We start from the raw sequence: 16,479 nt of genomic DNA, 5'->3' as shown, positions 1-16,479 counted from the left end.
GGACGCCGCCCGCCTTGACGAACCGATCGCCAGCACTTACTTTCAGGACGTAACTATTGGCGGGGCGGCGAGTTCGCGGACCTGCCGTCCCCGCACCCCGCACCACCCGGAGGCCATCGATGTCCCCCCACCGGATCCCCGTCGATCCCGCCGTCCTCGCCCCCAGCCCGGGCGCGACCCACCGCATCCACCTGAGCGCCGCCGGCGTCTCGGTGGTCCTGGACGTCACCGACGGCCGGCTCCCGGCCATCGCCCACTGGGGCGCGGCCCTCGGAGCGCTCGGTCCCGAGGGACTGGACGCCGTCTGCGAGGCCGCCGTCGAGCCCGTGGCCAACAATGCGGTCGACGTGCCCGTCCGCATCGGGATCATCCCCCAGCAGTCCGACGGCTGGATCGGGCGGCCGGGACTGAGCGGCTCCCGCCCCGACGGCTCCGGCTGGGCCCCCCGCCTGCACACCCGCACCCTGGCCCTGAACGAGCTGCCGGTGACCGCCGCCCACGTCGAGACCGGCGCGGGCACGCTGCGCTGCGACCTCGCCGACGAGCAGCTCGGCCTCGCGGTCGCCCTCGAGGTCGAGCTGCTCGCCTCGGGTCTGCTGCGGATGCGCGCCGCCCTGACCAACACCGGCGAGACGCCCTACGCCCTCGACGAGCTGACCGTGACGGTCCCGGTCCCCTCCGACGCCGACGAGCTGCTGGACTTCGCCGGGCGCTGGGCGAAGGAGCGCACCCCGCAGCGCCGGGCCTTCACCGTGGGCACCCACCTGCGCGAGAACCGCCGCGGACGCACCGGTCCGGACGCCGCCCACGTCCTCCACGCCGGCCGACCCGGGTTCGGCTTCCGCCACGGCGAGGTGTGGGGCGTGCACACCGCCTTCTCCGGCAACCACCGCCACCTGGCCGAGCAGACCAACACCGGCGCCCGGCTCCTGGGCGGCGGCGAGCTGCTGCTGCCCGGCGAGCTGCGCCTCGCACCGGGCCAGCAGTACCGCGGTCCCTGGCTGTACGCCTCCTACGGCGAGGGCCTCGACGCGGTGGCCGCCCGCTTCCACCGCCACCTGCGCTCGCGCCCCCACCACGTCAGCACCCGGCGCCCGGTGACCCTGAACGTCTGGGAGGCGGTCTACTTCGACCACGACCTCGCCCGGCTCACCGACCTCGCCGACCGGGCCGCCGCGCTCGGCGTCGAGCGCTTCGTGCTCGACGACGGCTGGTTCGGCTCCCGCCGCGACGACACCTCCGGGCTCGGCGACTGGGTGGTCTCCGACGACGTCTGGCCGGACGGGCTCGGACCGCTGATCGACCACGTCACCGACCTGGGGATGGAGTTCGGGCTGTGGTTCGAGCCGGAGATGGTCAACGAGGACTCCGACGTGGCCCGCGCGCACCCCGAGTGGATCATGGCCCCCTCCCCGGACCGGATGCCCCTGCCCTCCCGGAACCAGCAGGTGCTGAACCTGTCGATCCCGGCGGCCTTCGAGCACGTGCTGGGCCAGATGAACGCCGTGCTCGAGACCTACGACATCGGCTACCTCAAGTGGGACCACAACCGCGACCTGCTCGAGGCCGCCACCCGCAGCAGCGGGCACGCCGCGGTGCACGAGCAGACCCTGGCCACCTACCGCCTGATGGACGCCCTCAAGCAGGCCCATCCGGGGCTGGAGATCGAGTCCTGCTCCTCGGGCGGCGCCCGCGTGGACCTCGAGGTGCTCGAGCGCACCGACCGGGTGTGGGTCTCGGACTGCATCGACCCGCTGGAGCGCCAGCAGATGAACCGCTGGACCTCCCAGCTGATCCCGCTCGAGCTGATGGGCAGCCACATCGCCTCTGGCCGCTCCCACACCACCGGGCGCCTCCACACCCTGGGCTTCCGCGCCGCCTCCGCGCTGTTCGGCCACCTCGGGATCGAATGGGACCTGGCCCGGGCCTCGGAGGCGGAGCTCGCCGAGCTGCGCGAGTGGATCACCCTGTTCACGCAGCACCGCGAGCTGCTGTTCACCGGCGACCTGGTGCGCGCCGACCGCGGGGAGACCTCCCTGTGGCTGCACGGCGTGGTCTCCGAGCACGCCGACGAGGCGCTGTTCACCCTGGCCGCCGTCACCCGCTCGGGCGAGTCCCACCAGGAGCGGCTGCGCTTCCCGGGCCTGGACGCGGAGGCTCTCTACCGGATCCGTCCGCTGCAGATCGGCGAGCGCCCCTCGGGCCTCGGGGCGCCGGCCTGGCTGCGCCGCGCCGCCGACGCGGACGGCCTGCTGGTGCCCGGCGCCGTCCTGGTCCGCTCCGGTCTTGCCGCTCCCCTGCTCGATCCCGAGCAGGCCCTGCTGTTCTCCCTCCGCCGCGAGGGCGAGCGCACCCGCTGAACCACCCCCATCACAGGAAGAAGGTGCCCATGTCCACCGCGACGACGTCGACGCGGTCGGTCCCCACACGCCGCCGCCGGAAGGACGACACGAAGCTCGCGCTGCTGTTCATCGCGCCCGCGTCCGTCGGCCTGCTGGTGTTCCTCGTGTGGCCGCTGCTGACCGGTCTGTACTACTCGTTCACCGAGTACACGACCCTCACTCCCCCGCAGTGGGTGGGGCTGGCGAACTACCAGGCCCTGCTCACCGACCCCGTGTTCTGGAACTCCCTCAAGGTGACGATCTGGTACGTGGTGCTGAACATCGGCATCCAGACCGTCGTGGCCCTGGTGATCGCGGTGCTCATGCAGCGCCTGACCCAGTCCACGATCCTGCGCTCGCTGGTGCTGGCCCCCTATCTGGTCTCCAACGTGGTCGCGGCGCTCGTGTTCCTGTGGATCCTCGACTCCCAGCTGGGCATCTTCAACATCTTCCTGCAGTGGGTCGGCTTCGACCCGATCTCGTTCTGGGCCAGCGAGACCTGGGTGATCCCGACCGTCGCGCTGGTCAACGTGTGGCGGCACATGGGCTACACCGCCCTGCTGCTGTTCGCGGGTCTGCAGGCGATCCCGGGGCACCTCTACGAGGCGGCCCGCACCGAGGGCGCCGGGGAGATCGGCATGTTCCGCTACATCACCCTGCCGCTGCTGCGCCCCATCCTGGCGCTGGTGCTGATCATGACCATCATCGGCAGCTTCCAGGTGTTCGACACCGTCTCGGTGACCACCCAGGGCGGTCCGGCCGACGCCTCCAAGGTGCTGCAGATGTACATCTACGAGAACGCCTTCGGCCAGTACCAGTTCGGCTACGCCTCGGCGCTGTCGGTGGCCCTGCTGGTCATCCTCATGATCATCACCTTCGCGCAGTACCGGATGAGCAATGCCGGTCAGTCGGACCTGAACTGAGGGAGAGACAGATGACCACCACAGCTCCCACCCGCGGCCCGGCGCCCACGAGCCCGTCGGCCGCCGAGCGCCCCACCCCCGGCCGCACCAGGAAGCCCTTCCCCTGGGGGAAGGTCGTCGCCTGGGCGGTGATGATCGTGTTCCTGTTCATCACCCTGTTCCCCTTCTACTGGATGCTGCGCACGGCGCTGTCCAGCAACAACGCCCTGGCCACCGACCCCTCCAGCCTGCTGCCGGTGGGTCTGAACAGCGGCGGCTTCGAGCGTGTCTTCGGCCTGCAGGACGTGGAGACCGCGATCGCCCAGGGCGGGTCCGGCGCCTCCATCAACTTCTGGCGCTACCTGCTGAACTCGGTGGTCGTCGCGACCACCATCACCGTCGTGCAGACCTTCTCCTGCGCGATGGCGGCCTACGCCTTCTCGCGCCTGCACTGGCGCGGCCGGGACACGGTGTTCCTGATCTTCCTGGGCTCGCTGATGATCCCGCAGATCTTCACCCTGCTGCCCAACTTCATCCTGATCAAGAACCTGGGCCTGGTGGACACCCTGCTCGGGATCATGCTGCCGAGCCTGTTCATCTCCAGCTTCGCGATCTTCTTCCTGCGGCAGTTCTTCAACAACGTCCCGCGGGAGGTCGAGGAGGCCGCGCTGATCGACGGCGCCAGCAAGGTGCGGGTGTTCTTCACCCTCATCCTGCCGATGTCCGTCGCCCCGCTGACCACCCTGGCACTGCTGACCTACATGACCGCCTGGAACGAGTACTTCTGGTCGCTGATGGTCTCCTACACCGATCAGTCCCGGGTGCTCACCGTCGCCCTGGGGGTGTTCCGCGCCCAGGCGCCGGGCACCGGCCCGGACTGGTCGGGCCTGATGGCGGCGACCCTGGTCGCGGCCGCCCCCATGCTGATCCTCTTCGCGCTGTTCGCGAAGCGGATCGTCAACTCCATCGGCTTCAGCGGGATCAAGTGAGGTGCCCCAGATGAACTCCCCGAACCACCCGGCACGAACCCCCGGCGCCCGCGGACGCGGCCTCAGCCGGCGTCGGCTGCTGCAGGGCTCCGCGGCGCTGGCCACCGGCGCCGTCGGCGCGGGCGCCCTGTCCTCCTGCGGGACCACGGCCGCCCCGGCCGGGGCCACCGAGATCGACTACTGGCTGTGGGACGCCCTGCAGCTGCCGGCCTACTCGGCGGCGATCGAGCGCTTCATGGACCTCAACCCCGACATCTTCGTGCGGGTCACCCAGCTGGGCTGGGACGACTACTGGACGAAGCTGACGGCGAGCTTCGTGGCCGAGGCCGGCCCCGACGCCTTCACCGACCACCTCGCCCGCTACCCGGAGTTCCTGGCCCTCGGGGTGCTCGCCCCGCTGGACGGCCTGCCGGCGCTCGACGCGATCCCGGCCGAGCAGTTCCAGGAGGGCCTGCAGGAGCTGTGGACCGGTCAGGACGGTCGCCGCTACGGCGTGCCCAAGGACTACGACACCATCGCGGTGCTCTACGACCAGAAGATGCTGGAGGCGGAGGGGCTGAGCCCCGAGGACCTGGAGGGATTGGACTGGAACCCCGAGGACGGCGGCACCTTCGAGCAGATGCTGGCCCGGCTCACCCTGGACACCAACGGCGTCCGCGGCGATCAGGAGGGCTTCGACCCCACCAGCATCGCCCGCTACGGGCTGGCCGCCGATCCCGGGATCGACTACACCGGCCAGACCAGCTGGTCCCCCTTCGCCCTGTCGACCGGCTGGACCTTCACCGACGCGGAGACCTGGGGCACCCGCTTCAACTACGACGACGACCGCTTCGTGGCCGCGATCGACTGGTACTTCGGGCTGGTGGACAAGGGCTTCTTCCCGCCCTTCGGCACCTTCGGGGAGTCCAGTCCGGCCTCGGCCCAGCTGCAGGCGGGCAGCTCGGCGCTGGCGACGGTGGGGTCGTGGATGATCACCACCTTCAACAACCTCGAGGGCGTCGAGCTCAGCATCGCCCCGCTGCCGGCCGGGCCCGTGGGCACCCCCGTCTCGATGTTCAACGGGCTCGGCGACTCGATCTCCGAGCAGTCCGAGCACAAGCAGGAGGCCGCCCGGCTGATCGCCTTCCTCGCCTCCGACGAGGCCCAGGAGATCATCGGCAGCCGCGCACCGTTCTTCCCGTCGACCGATGTGGGGACCCAGGCGGCGATCGACAGCTACGACGAGGCGGGGCTGGACGTCACGCCCTTCACCGACCGGGTGCTGAACGGGGAGACCGGCCTCTACCCGCTGGTGGAGAACTCCGCGTCGATCGCGCCGATCATGCAGCCGGCCTTCGACCAGTGCTGGCTGCGGCGGATCGACGGCGCGGACTTCGCCGCGTACAACGAGCGGGTCAACGCCCTGTTCGACTGATCCGGGCGCCCGGCGCGGAGCTCCCCGCGCCGGGTCAGCGCCCCACGTACTCCTGGATCGCGATGACGGCGGCGCCCCGGGCCCATTCGTCGAAGTCCCCGCTCAGCTCGCGCACCACGAGCGCGCGCTGAGCGGGGGCGACGGCCTCCCGCAGGAGCGCCTCCAGGCTGGGCTGCGCGCTGCGCACCAGATCCACGGTCTCCCCGCCCAGCACGATCGCCTCCGGGTCCAGCAGGGCGACCACGGCGGCGGCGGCCCGACCGAGGGCGACGGTCACGTCCTGGGCGATCGCGCAGGCCGCGGGGTCCCCGGCCACCAGCAGCTCCCGCAGGCGCTCCAGGCCCTCCCCGGCCCCGAGCGTCCCGGCCCGGCGGGCCCGGTCCAGCAGCTGATCGGTCCGGGCCGCCTCCCCGAGGGTGCGGGGGCCGCCGTCGGGACCGGGCCCGACGGGCAGCAGCTCGGTGACGCCGGCCAGGTGGGTGCGCCCCTCGATGACGCGGTCCTCGACCACGGAGCCGATCGCCACCCCGGCCCCCACGGTGAGCACCGCGAAGGAGCGGTAGGCGCGCCCGATCCCGAACCACTGCAGACCGTTGGCCATCGCCACCAGGTCGTTCTCCACCACCACGGGGCGCTGCAGGCGCGTCTCGAGCCGGGCGGCCAGGTCGTGCGGCGCGTCCCAGCCCAGCTGCCCGGAGCTGATCACCCGGCGCCGGCCGGCCACTCTCCCGCCCAGGCTCACCCCGATCCCGGCCACCCGCGGATGGGCGCCGAGCATCGCCGAGACCGGGTCGACGATCGTCTCCTCGACGGTCGCCGGCGAGGGGTCCACGAGTGGCAGCACCAGCTCCTCGAGGGTGTTGCCGCGCACCGTGGTGACCACGGCGTGGACCCCGTCGGCGGTGACCTTGACGCCGATGAAGCGCGGCCCGTCGTTCTCCTCGATGTCCAGCGGCTCCTGCGGACGACCCTTGGCCTGGGCGACGGACTCCAGCAGATGCACGTGCCCGCCCTCGAGCAGCTCCCGGGTGACGCGGGTGACCGTCGGCGCGGACAGCCCCAGCCGGGTGCTGAGCTCGCTGCGCGAACGGGGGCCGAAGCGCAGCAGGTCGCGGTAGACCGAGCGCATGCTCTCGCTGCCGAGAGCGGGCGCCGTGCTCATCACCATGGCCTCGCCGTGCTCGTCCCGTCGCATTGCCCGAGCCTATCCGCGGTGATCACCGCGGACCGTCCGCCCTCCCGCACGGTCGGGCGCCGTCCACCTCCCCGGGCACCGGATGACGGGCGCTGCGCCCATCTGCCATGCTTCCGGTGACGACGGATCCCGACCCGCCGGCGGCGGCGTCGGGAGCAGGCACCGACCAGTGACGGGGGATCCCATGACCGAGGACGCACGAGGGGCCGCCCCGGTGCAGGACGAGCAGATCACGATCTACACGGCCTACGAGATCGACTTCATGCTGGGCCTGCGCCGCACGCCGAACGGTCTGATCACCCGCGAGCAGGTGGGGCTGCGCAGCGCTCCGGCGGAGGCCCAGGAGTTCGTCACCGCCGCGGTCACCTCGGGGCTGCGCGCCCGCGGGAAGGTGGAGCGCTCCGACGACGGCCAGTGGCTGCTCGGCGAGGAGGGCCAGGTCATCGCCACCGCGCTGACCTCCGCGGACCGCTGGCTGGGGATCGCGCTGGCCGAGGGCGACGCGATGCGGATGGCCTTCATCATCAAGGCGGAGGAGGCGATCATCATGCTCACCCAGGACGAGCTGGACTCCTTCGTGGTCTCCGCCCTCCCCGACGCCGCGCACGTGCCCGCCTCGGTCTCGGACATCGTGCTCGCCTTCCTCGAGGGCGGCAACCAGCGCACGGTGTCCCTGCGCCGCACCGACCTCTCCGCGCCGGACGACGCGGTGCCGCTGATGTTCCACGTCGAGGAGGACGGCCGCTGGCGGATCGGTCATCTGCCGCTGGACGCCGACGGCATCCTGCGCGTCTCCGACATCGCCCCGGCCGGCGTCGCCGAGGCTACCCGGCTGCTGTGGGAGGACGGTCGCAGCCAGGCCCCGACCCCCGCCGCCTGAGCGGCCCCGTGCCCCCACCCGGGGCGTCCCTGCCTGAGAGCGGTCCCCGCGCGCCCTGCTCGCGGCGACGCAGCTCGGTGCGCAGGGCTCGGATGTCCTGCCCGGAGGGCGCGGCGTAGGTCCAGATGTGCCGGTCGAAGGCGGGCATCAGCACCCGGCTGCCGTCCCGCAGGCGCAGCGCCGCGGTGAGCCAGTGCACCGGATGGACCACGCGGGACTCCACGGCGATCACATCGTGCCAGGGCACCCAGCGGGAGCGGAGGGCGCCGACCACCCGCAGCCCCTGCTCGGAGATCTCCACCCGGGAGCGCGCGGTGCCCAGCGCCACGATCCCGAAGCGCAGTCCCAGCAGCAGCAGCACCAGACCCAGCGCGCCCAGCGCACCCATCACGATCAGCAGACCGACCCCCGGGGAGCGCCCGTCCTCGGGGCTCAGCGCCAGCAGCACGACGCCCACCGCCGCGACCAGCGCGCCGCCGCAGCAGAGCGCGGAGACGACGGCCCGCAGCGCGGTGTCCCGGGTGGCGGCGATCGGGAACAGGGCCCGGACCGGACCGGCGCCGGCCCCCTGGCGCCCGCCCCGGCCGGAGCGCAGCGCCGAGATCATCCGCTCGACGGTGGCCGTGCTGCGGGAGTAGTCCGGCAGGGCGGTGCGCGGACCGGTGTCGGGACCGATCTGCCGAGGAATGGTCATGGCCGCAGGATAGTGCGGGCCCATGGATGCGGCGCGTAGTGTGCAGAGCATGCCCTCGCACGACTCCTCCGCCTCCCGCTTCCGCCGGCCCGCACCGCTGTACGCCTCCGTCGCGGACGCCATCCCCGGGGAACCGGATCCCTCCGCCCGGACCGAGCTGGCCCACGACTCGGCCCAGGCCCTGCTCCACGGCGTCTACCGCAGCTCCGACCCGGAGGTCGTCGAGCGCGTGATCCGCCTGGCCGCCGCCGACGGCCTGACGGACCTGGCGGCGCTCTGGTCGGGCTCGCCGGCCACCACCCTGCCCGGCGCCCTCTGGCGGCTGTACGTGCTGCACACCTGGGTGCAGATGAACGGGGACGATGTGGTGCGCCGCTACCGGGCGGGCTCGCGCACGATCCCGGGCCTGCGCTACCTCTCGGGCTTCGCGGAGCCGCCGGACGTCGACCAGGTCCGTCGCACCATGGACGACATCCTGCGCGGGGCGTTCACCGGCGACCTCGGTCTGGCCCTGCGACGGGCCGGCGCGGTCGCGACGATCATCGCCCACGGCACCGCCCATCTGGCCGACCAGGACGAGGACGACGAGCGCACCCGGCAGGCCGAGCGACTGCTCAGCACCGGCGAGGAGCTCGTCGCCGCGGGCCGGCACGCGGAGGCCGGCCGCCTGGACTGAGCCCGGGCGGGTGAGCGAGGGCGAGTCGGTGATCCCGGCGACAGCGGGGCGGGGCTGCGGTTGCCCCGGCCCCGGCGGCGTGCTCTACCATGGACACGCGCCGGGCCGCGGTTGCCCCGGGCTCCAACATTTGCCGCTTCGAGCGGCCTTCGCGCCGACAGGCGCATCCCGGTCCGGCGCACCCCACACCTCGAGCAGTCCATGCATGATGAGCAGTCCGCGCCCTGATCACGGGAGCGCAGGCGGCGGGTAGGCGCCCCCAGGCGCGAGGAGGCGTCCCCGGTGGTGCAGTTCTTCTCCCGGTTCTTCCCGCAGCGCACCGAGCGCCCCATGTACGACCTGTTCACCGAGCTCAGCGAGCTGCTGGTGCAGTCCTCGGACACCCATTCGAAGCTGCTGGGCCAGGGCTACCGCGAGCGCACCCGCATCGCGCCGAAGCTGCATGAGCAGGCCACCGTCGCCGAGGAGCTGTGCCGGCGCATCGCCCAGCGCCTCGCGCAGTCGCTGATCACGCCCTACGAGGCGGAGATGCTCTACGACCTGGCGCTGACCATGGCCGACACCATCGATGCGATGGAGCACACCGCCGGGCTCCTGGTCGCCTCCCGGCTGGGAGTCCTGCCCACCCCGCTGCTGGAGGCCGCGAGGTCCATCGAGCGGGCGGCCGAGCTCACCGTGGCCGCCACCTGGAAGCTCTCCGACATCGGCGAGCTGGGTGACTACTACCCGCAGACCCGCAAGCTCAAGCGCCAGTGCGACCGCCTGGTGCGCCAGTCCCTCGGCGAGCTCTACAAGCAGGGCGGCGCCACCCAGGAGCTGCTGCCGCTGCACGACGTCACCGAGTCGATCCGTGCCACCATCGGCCTGCTCGAGCGCACCGCTCGCATCGCGGACCTGCTGCGGGTCAAGGACGTCTGAGTGAGCCCGTTCCTGCTCGTCCTGATCATCGGTCTGGCACTGGTGCTGGCCTATCTCAACGGCTTCCACGACGCCTCCAACGCGATCTCCACGGCGATCACCACCCGCTCGCTGCCCGAGTCGACCGCGCTGACCATGGCTGCCCTCCTGAACCTGCTGGGCGCGCTGCTGGGGATGGGGGCGATCGCCATCGCCACCCAGTGGGCACTGCGGCTGCTGGGCATGGCGCCGCTGGCGCAGCAGGCTGCCGCGCGTCCGGACGTGCTCGGCGTCGCGCTGGTCGCGATCCTGCTGACGACCATCTTCTGGGGCGTGCTGACCTGGTGGATCGGGATGCCGTCGTCCACCTGGCATGCCTTCTACGCCGCGACCCTCGGCGCCTCGCTCGCGATCGGTGCGGCCGCGGCCTGGGGACGGTGGGGCACCATCCTCGCCGTCTCCGTCGTCGGCCCGGTGCTCTCCGCCGTTCTCGCGTTCCTGATCATGCAGGTGATCGACCGGATCTCCCGCAGCGAGCGGGTGCGGCCCGGTCATCTCCGCTTCGCCCAGACCGTCTCGGCCGGGGCGGTCGCCACCGGGCACGGGCTCAACGACGCCCGCCTCCCGCTCGCGGTCGTCGTGGTGGCGACAGCGGCTGCGGGGCTCTCGATGAGCACCGCCGTCTCCATGATGCTCCCGGTGGCGGTGGCCGTCGCCGCCGGCACCCTGATGGGCGGTCACCGGATCATCCGCACCATCGGCCGCCGCCTCACCGATCTCTCCGCGGCCCAGGGGCTCGCGGCGGAGACCTCGGCCGCGACGACGATGTCGCTGGGCCTGCTGGGGCTCGAGGTCCCGGTCTCGAGCTCGCACGCCCTGGCCTCGAGCGTGGTCGGGGCGGGCGCCGCGATGGGTCCGCGGCAGGTGCGCTGGCCGGTGGCCCGCACCATGCTCCTCATCTGGCTGCTCACCCCGGTGGTCTGCGCCGTGGTGGCGGCCGCGATGACCGGAGTGATGCTCGAGGTCGCGGAAGGCTGAGCCCGCGCCCGGACGCGGTCTCGGACTCCGCGGAGGAACGGCCACTATCCTTTCCCCACCCCCGTTCCGAAGGAGCCCGCATGTCCGACGGCGAGTCCACGACCCCCGCCCCCCGCCGGCGTCCCAGCTACGGGCTCCCGGGACCGTCCGCCCCCGCTGCGGGAGCAGACCCCGGAGCATCCGCTGCGGCGCCGAACGGCTACGGCGCGCAGGGCTTCGGCGCACAGGCTCCCGGCCCGCAGGGCTTCGGCGCACAGGGCTTCGGCGAGCAGGGCTACGGCTCCCCGAACTACGGCAGCCAGGATTTCGGCAGCCAGGATTACGGTGCCGACCTCTACGCACCCCGGACCGGCCCGCTCCCCGCGACGGGGCCGCAGCCTTCTGCCCCCTCGCGCCGCCGCGGGCTCTGGCCGCTCATCATCGGACTGGTGCTGCTGCTGGTCGTCGCGCCGGTCGCCGCGATCGGCGGGATCATCTGGTCGATGAGCTCGCTCGCCGGGGGCGTCGCCTCCGGTCCCACCCCGATGGACGGCAGCACCGCCTCGATCGAGGTCGGCGCCAACGAGATGCTCATCGTGTACGTCCCGGCGGCCGACGCCGACGCCGCGGAGTGCACCGCCGAGGGCTCCGCGCCCGGCGCCGTGAGCACCGTGCCCAGCTCGGGCGTCGTCGCCTTCGCCGACGGCCAGGAGTACGCCCAGGTGCTCGGCGTCGCCACCCTGGACGGCACCACGGTGACGCTCACCTGCACCGGGACCGAGGCGCCCGGCTACCTCGGCCCGTACAACCTGCTGGGCGTGGCCGCCCCGCTGCTGATCGGTCCGATCATCGGCGTGGTGGCCGGGCTGATCGGGCTGGTCCTCACGATCATCGGCATCGTGCTGCTGGCGCGCTCGCGGCCCGCCTGACCCGGACCGCCGGCGCGGCCGTCTCAGGAACCCGCGCCCGGCCGTGCCGCCCGCGCCGCCCTGACCTAGAGTGGCGGTGTGACCCCGAACCCCAGGATGGAGTGGTGACAATGCACCCCCGTGCAGGCCAGAAGGCACTTGCGGAGGACCTCGTCGACGTCGACGCGCTCCTGGACGCCTACTACGACCTCCACCCCGATCCCTCCGATCCGGACCAGGCCGTCTCCTTCGGCACCTCCGGCCATCGCGGCTCCTCGCTCGACCACCGCTTCAACGAGGACCACATCGCGGCGACCACCCAGGCGATCGTCGAGTACCGGGCCGCCCAGGGCATCCGCGGCCCGCTGTTCATCGGCCGCGACACCCACGCCCTCTCGCGTCCCGCCTTCGACACCGCCCTCGAGGTGCTGGCCGGCAACGAGGTGGCCGCCCAGGTCGATGCGCTGGACGGCTACACCCCCACCCCGGCCGTCTCCCACGCGATCCTCGTGCACAACAAGGACCGCGCCGCGAACGATCCGGGCCGGGCCGACGGCATCGTCGTCACCCCCAGCCACAACCCGCCCCGGGACGGCGGCTTCAAGTACAACCCGCCCCATGGCGGCCCCGCCGACTCCGATGCGACCACCTGGATCGCCGAGCGCGCGAACGAGCTGCTGCACGACGGCCTGCGCGGCGTGCGCCGCCACGGCCGGCAGAAGGCCCTGCAGGAGGCGGCCCGCTACGACTTCCTCCACACCTACGTCAAGGACCTCCCGAGCGTCGTCGACCTCGAGGCGATCCGACGCGCCGGGGTCCGGATCGGCGCGGACCCGCTGGGCGGCGCCGCGGTCGACTACTGGGCCGAGATCGGGGAGATGCACGACCTCGACCTCACCGTGGTCAACCCCGAGGTCGACCCGCAGTGGTCGTTCATGACCCTGGACCGTGACGGGAAGATCCGCTCGGACTGCTCGAGCCCGTGGGCGATGGCCTCGCTGCTCGAGCGGCGCTCCGAGTTCGACATCGCCACCGGCAACGATGCCGACGCCGACCGGCACGGGATCGTCACCCCCGACGGCGGGCTGATGAACCCCAACCACTACCTGGCCACCGCGATCCAGTACCTGTTCGCGCACCGCCCGGACTGGCCCGCCACCGCGAAGGTGGGCAAGACGGTGGTCTCCTCGAGGCTGATCGACCGGGTCGTCGCCTCGCTGGGCCGCGAGCTGTTCGAGGTCCCGGTCGGCTTCAAGTGGTTCGTGCCGGGCCTGATCGACTCCTCCGTGGGCTTCGGCGGCGAGGAGAGCGCCGGCGCGTCCTTCCTGCGCCGCGACGGCTCCGTATGGACGACCGACAAGGACGGCATCATCCTGGCGCTGCTGGCCTCCGAGATCCTCGCGGTCACCGGTCGCTCCCCCACCACGCTGCACACGGAGCTGGTCGAGCAGTTCGGGACCAGCGCCTACGACCGGATCGACGCACCCGCCACCCGCGAGCAGAAAACGAAGCTCAAGGCGCTCAGCGCCGATCAGGTCAGCGCGACCGAGCTCGCGGGCGAACCGATCGTCTCCGCGCTCACCGAGGCCCCGGCAGGCGGGGCGATCGGCGGCCTGAAGGTCTCCACCGAGTCCGCCTGGTTCGCCGCCCGGCCCTCCGGCACCGAGGACATCTACAAGATCTACGCGGAGTCGTTCCGCGGCGAGGAGCATCTCGGCCAGGTGCTCGACGCCGCGAAGGCCCTGGTCGAGGAGACCCTGGCGGACTGAGGGCCCCCACCGGACGGCCGGCGCGCGGAGTCCCGCAGCGCCGGCCGCGCCGCGATTGGGGAGGAACCGTTCCGCAGCCCCGGGGTCGCGGACTCCTCCCCCGCGAAAGGTTGCGCCGACCGCGCAGGGTGTCCCACCGTCGGTCCCCGGACGGCATCGGCGCAGGTCGTCAGTCAAGAACTGGTCAACTCTGCGCCAATATCTGGTGTGTCACGTGGGCGTGGCACCCTCCACACCACCCTTGCACCCCTGCACCGAGGCGTGAACGATGGGGGTCGTTCGTAAAGGTTCCGTAGGGTACTGTGCTCGATCGGGCCCACCGCAGATGACGTCCACCGCGGCCACCGTGCCTGCGACAGGGAGGGGGGACCACGCCATGCGACTCCGCTCGCGCCTGTGTGCATGCTCCGCCGCCCTGGCCATGACGATCCCGCTCGCCGCCGCGCCGGCGCTGGCCGAGCTGGCGGATCCCGACCGCACCGCCACCGCAGAACCCGCCCCTCCAGCCCCTCCCGCGGACGATGACCCCACGGCACCGACGCCGGATGTCGAGGACTCCGACGGCGCGGACTCCGACCAGGACGAGCCCACGCCGGGCGAGACCCCCGACGAGGAAGAGCCCACCCCGGGCGAGACCCCCGACGAGGAAGAGCCCACCGAGACCGAGGCCCCCGACGAGGAAGAGCCCACCGAGACCGAGGCCCCCGACGAGGAAGAGCCCACCGAGACCGAGGCCCCCGACGAGGAAGAGCCCACCGAGACCGAGGCCCCCGACGAGGAAGAGCCCACCGAGACCGAGGCCCCCGACGAGGAAGAGCCCACCGAGACCGAGGCCCCGCTCCAGGGGACTCCCCCGCAGATCGGTCCCGGTGCCGGGAACGGCGACCAGGAGAACTGCCTCGAGGGCGGCAGCGGAGGCCGACCGCCCATCGGCCCCACCCCGTCACCCAGCCCATCGCCCAGCACGCCTCCGACCGGGACCCCCTCGCCGAGCCAGCCCACGACGCCGGCGCCCACCGACCCGCCCGCGTCCACCGAACCGGCTCCGCCGACGCCGACCTCTCCCGAGGTCGCTCCCGAGGCCCCGTCCACCGAGCCGGAGCCCGAGACGGAGACGGAGGAGCCGACCACCGAGCCCCCGGCCGCCCCGGCGTCGGACGAGGACGAGGGCGCGTCCGCCGAGGAGCAGGCCCCGTCCGCGCCGCAGGAGCCTCCCGTCGAGGACACCCCGGCTCCGGAGCCCGAGCCGACTCCCGCCATCGAGGACCCGACGGACGTCCCCGAGGAACCGGTGAGGACCTCCACCGAGGTCTCCGACGCCGGCGCCGATGCGCCGACCACGCCGCCGGGTCCGCGCCCGCAGCCCTCGGCCGCCGCCGAGGAGGGCGGCCCCGTCGTCCGCCTGTTCAACGCGATCTCCGACGACTCGAACTCAGCCTTCGGCCAGATCCGTCAGGTCCTGGCGATCGCGCTGGGCATCGGGTTCCTCACCACGGCCGGCTTCGTGGGCGCGACCTGGTACACCCACCGGTCGACGTCCCGCGACGTGACCGACGACTGAACCCCGAATCGCCGGTCGACTGCGTCAGCTCCGCTCGAGCATCTCCTGCACCTGCGCGATGAGCGCCGGGATGCTGCGCCCCATCTCGCGCACCGTGCGGTCGAAGGCCGCCTGCCCCTCCTCGTGCCAGGGATCGTCCACCGCGATCTCGGACTCGGGCGCCTCGGGATCCGTCTCCGGATCGAAGCGCCGCCACATCGCGATCTGCGGCGGCGTCGAGCCCTCCGGGGCCTGCGCCGCCATCCGCCGCAGCGTCTGCGCATGTTCGGCCGTCATCGGCAGCACCAGGTCCCAGTTCAGCAGCTCGGTGAGGTGGATGGTGCGCGCGGTGTGCACGAACGGTCGGGCGTAGCCGGCGTGCTCGAGCGCCCGTTCGGTGCGCTCGTCCATCGGCATGCCCTCGGCCTCCCAGCTGAGACCGGCGGAGCCGACCTCGACCCGATCGGCGAGCCCCGCCTCCTCGATCGCCTGCCGCAGCATCACGGCGGCGGCCGGGGAACGGCACACGTTGCCGGTGCAGACGGTGAGCAGTCGAAGCGATGACGTCGGTGACATGACCCCATTGTGTCAACGACACGAGGCTGCGAGCGCCGAAGTGTCTGGGAACGTACACTGTGCAGTGAGTGCAGGCGGTGCCACGGGCAGCGCGAGTGCATGATCGCCAGGGCATGATGGCCCGTGACCACGCAACGACGGCACAGGAGGACACCCATGGCCGACATCATCCGCGCCCACGACGACGACTGGTCGCTCGTGCGCGAGATCCGTCTCCGGTCTCTCAGCTCGGATCCGGCCGCCTTCGGGCAGAGCTGGGACAAGGAGTCCACCTACGAGGACTCGGTCTGGCAGGACCGGGTCCGCGCCGCCGCGTGGTTCCTCGCCATGGAGGAGGGCCAGCCCGTCGGCGTCGTCGCCGTGCGCCACGAGGAGGACTCCCCCGCCAACGAGCGCGAGCTCCAGGCCATGTGGGTCACCCCCGCCTCCCGGCATGGCGGCATCGCCGCGCAGCTCGCCGAGGCGGTCTTCGACTGGGCCCGGGAGGACCAGGCCGACACGGTCACCCTCTACATCGGTCCCGACAACAAGGCCCGGGCCCTGTACGAGAGCCTCGGCTTCACCGACACCGGCGACCGCTGGGAGATCGTCGAGGGCGACCCCGACAGCGCCTGGCTGAAGATGTCCCGCGGTCTCTGACG

At 72.4% G+C, this 16,479-nt stretch carries 15 protein-coding genes; 12 read left to right on the top strand and 3 right to left on the bottom strand.

From position 1 onward, the window contains the following. Window positions 1–119 precede the first annotated feature (119 nt). The 4 genes from ACOJUI_RS03610 to ACOJUI_RS03595 are packed head-to-tail and all read left to right on the top strand — an operon-like array spanning window position 120 to window position 5,686. Entirely contained in the window at window positions 120–2,360 is a 2,241-nt protein-coding gene (locus ACOJUI_RS03610; RefSeq protein WP_422116737.1) for an alpha-galactosidase, read from the top strand. A 29-nt stretch (window positions 2,361–2,389) separates the two neighbouring features. Further along, complete coding sequence (locus ACOJUI_RS03605) at window positions 2,390–3,304, top strand: carbohydrate ABC transporter permease (protein ID WP_422116736.1); 915 nt, start codon at window positions 2,390–2,392, stop codon at window positions 3,302–3,304. Between the two features lie 11 nt (window positions 3,305–3,315). Beyond that, window positions 3,316–4,272, top strand: a complete 957-nt coding sequence (locus ACOJUI_RS03600) for a carbohydrate ABC transporter permease (RefSeq protein WP_422116735.1) — start codon at window positions 3,316–3,318, stop codon at window positions 4,270–4,272. Between the two features lie 10 nt (window positions 4,273–4,282). Further along, window positions 4,283–5,686, top strand: a complete 1,404-nt coding sequence (locus ACOJUI_RS03595) for an ABC transporter substrate-binding protein (RefSeq protein WP_422116734.1) — start codon at window positions 4,283–4,285, stop codon at window positions 5,684–5,686. 34 nt (window positions 5,687–5,720) lie between these two features. Here the strand turns inward: ACOJUI_RS03595 and ACOJUI_RS03590 are convergent, their stop codons facing one another. Further along, entirely contained in the window at window positions 5,721–6,881 is a 1,161-nt protein-coding gene (locus ACOJUI_RS03590; RefSeq protein ID WP_422116733.1) for an ROK family protein, read from the bottom strand. 184 nt (window positions 6,882–7,065) lie between these two features. Between ACOJUI_RS03590 and ACOJUI_RS03585 the strand changes: the two genes are divergently transcribed. Continuing rightward, window positions 7,066–7,761, top strand: a complete 696-nt coding sequence (locus tag ACOJUI_RS03585) for a hypothetical protein (protein ID WP_422116732.1) — start codon at window positions 7,066–7,068, stop codon at window positions 7,759–7,761. Here ACOJUI_RS03585 and ACOJUI_RS03580 read toward each other — a convergent pair. Continuing rightward, window positions 7,706–8,455: a PH domain-containing protein gene (locus tag ACOJUI_RS03580; RefSeq protein WP_422116731.1), complete on the bottom strand. Its 750-nt coding sequence runs from the start codon at window positions 8,453–8,455 to the stop codon at window positions 7,706–7,708. The two genes, ACOJUI_RS03585 and ACOJUI_RS03580, sit on opposite strands and share 56 nt — an antisense overlap. Window positions 8,456–8,504: 49 nt before the next feature. On the opposite strand from ACOJUI_RS03580, the gene ACOJUI_RS03575 reads away from it, so the two are divergent. The 6 genes from ACOJUI_RS03575 to ACOJUI_RS03550 all read left to right on the top strand — a co-directional run bounded on the left by ACOJUI_RS03575 (window position 8,505) and on the right by ACOJUI_RS03550 (window position 15,283). Next, window positions 8,505–9,131: a hypothetical protein gene (locus ACOJUI_RS03575; RefSeq protein WP_422116730.1), complete on the top strand. Its 627-nt coding sequence runs from the start codon at window positions 8,505–8,507 to the stop codon at window positions 9,129–9,131. Between the two features lie 282 nt (window positions 9,132–9,413). Beyond that, complete coding sequence (locus ACOJUI_RS03570) at window positions 9,414–10,049, top strand: DUF47 domain-containing protein (protein WP_422116729.1); 636 nt, start codon at window positions 9,414–9,416, stop codon at window positions 10,047–10,049. Next, complete coding sequence (locus ACOJUI_RS03565) at window positions 10,050–11,066, top strand: inorganic phosphate transporter (protein WP_422116728.1); 1,017 nt, start codon at window positions 10,050–10,052, stop codon at window positions 11,064–11,066. Between the two features lie 80 nt (window positions 11,067–11,146). Next, on the top strand, window positions 11,147–11,974 hold the full coding sequence (locus tag ACOJUI_RS03560; protein WP_422116727.1) for a hypothetical protein: 828 nt from the start codon (window positions 11,147–11,149) through the stop codon (window positions 11,972–11,974). 110 nt (window positions 11,975–12,084) lie between these two features. After that, the gene (gene pgm, locus ACOJUI_RS03555) at window positions 12,085–13,722 is read left to right on the top strand and encodes a phosphoglucomutase (alpha-D-glucose-1,6-bisphosphate-dependent) (RefSeq protein WP_422116726.1); all 1,638 of its coding nucleotides are present in this window, start codon (window positions 12,085–12,087) and stop codon (window positions 13,720–13,722) included. Between the two features lie 421 nt (window positions 13,723–14,143). Beyond that, window positions 14,144–15,283 carry a hypothetical protein gene (locus ACOJUI_RS03550; protein WP_422116725.1) on the top strand — a complete coding sequence of 380 codons (1,140 nt, stop codon included), beginning with the start codon at window positions 14,144–14,146 and terminating at the stop codon, window positions 15,281–15,283. 24 nt (window positions 15,284–15,307) lie between these two features. Here the strand turns inward: ACOJUI_RS03550 and ACOJUI_RS03545 are convergent, their stop codons facing one another. Further along, a complete protein-coding gene (locus ACOJUI_RS03545) occupies window positions 15,308–15,838 on the bottom strand; it encodes a protein tyrosine phosphatase (RefSeq protein ID WP_422116724.1) in 531 nt (176 codons plus the stop codon). A 156-nt stretch (window positions 15,839–15,994) separates the two neighbouring features. On the opposite strand from ACOJUI_RS03545, the gene ACOJUI_RS03540 reads away from it, so the two are divergent. Continuing rightward, the gene (locus ACOJUI_RS03540; RefSeq protein WP_422116723.1) at window positions 15,995–16,477 is read left to right on the top strand and encodes a GNAT family N-acetyltransferase; all 483 of its coding nucleotides are present in this window, start codon (window positions 15,995–15,997) and stop codon (window positions 16,475–16,477) included. Window positions 16,478–16,479 lie beyond the last annotated feature (2 nt).

Origin of the sequence: Brachybacterium sp. UNK5269, from assembly GCF_049266655.1 — a bacterium.
GTDB lineage: Bacteria > Actinomycetota > Actinomycetes > Actinomycetales > Dermabacteraceae > Brachybacterium.
Note: the sequence above shows the minus strand (reverse complement) of the source record. Positions and strands in the feature narration are given on the sequence as shown.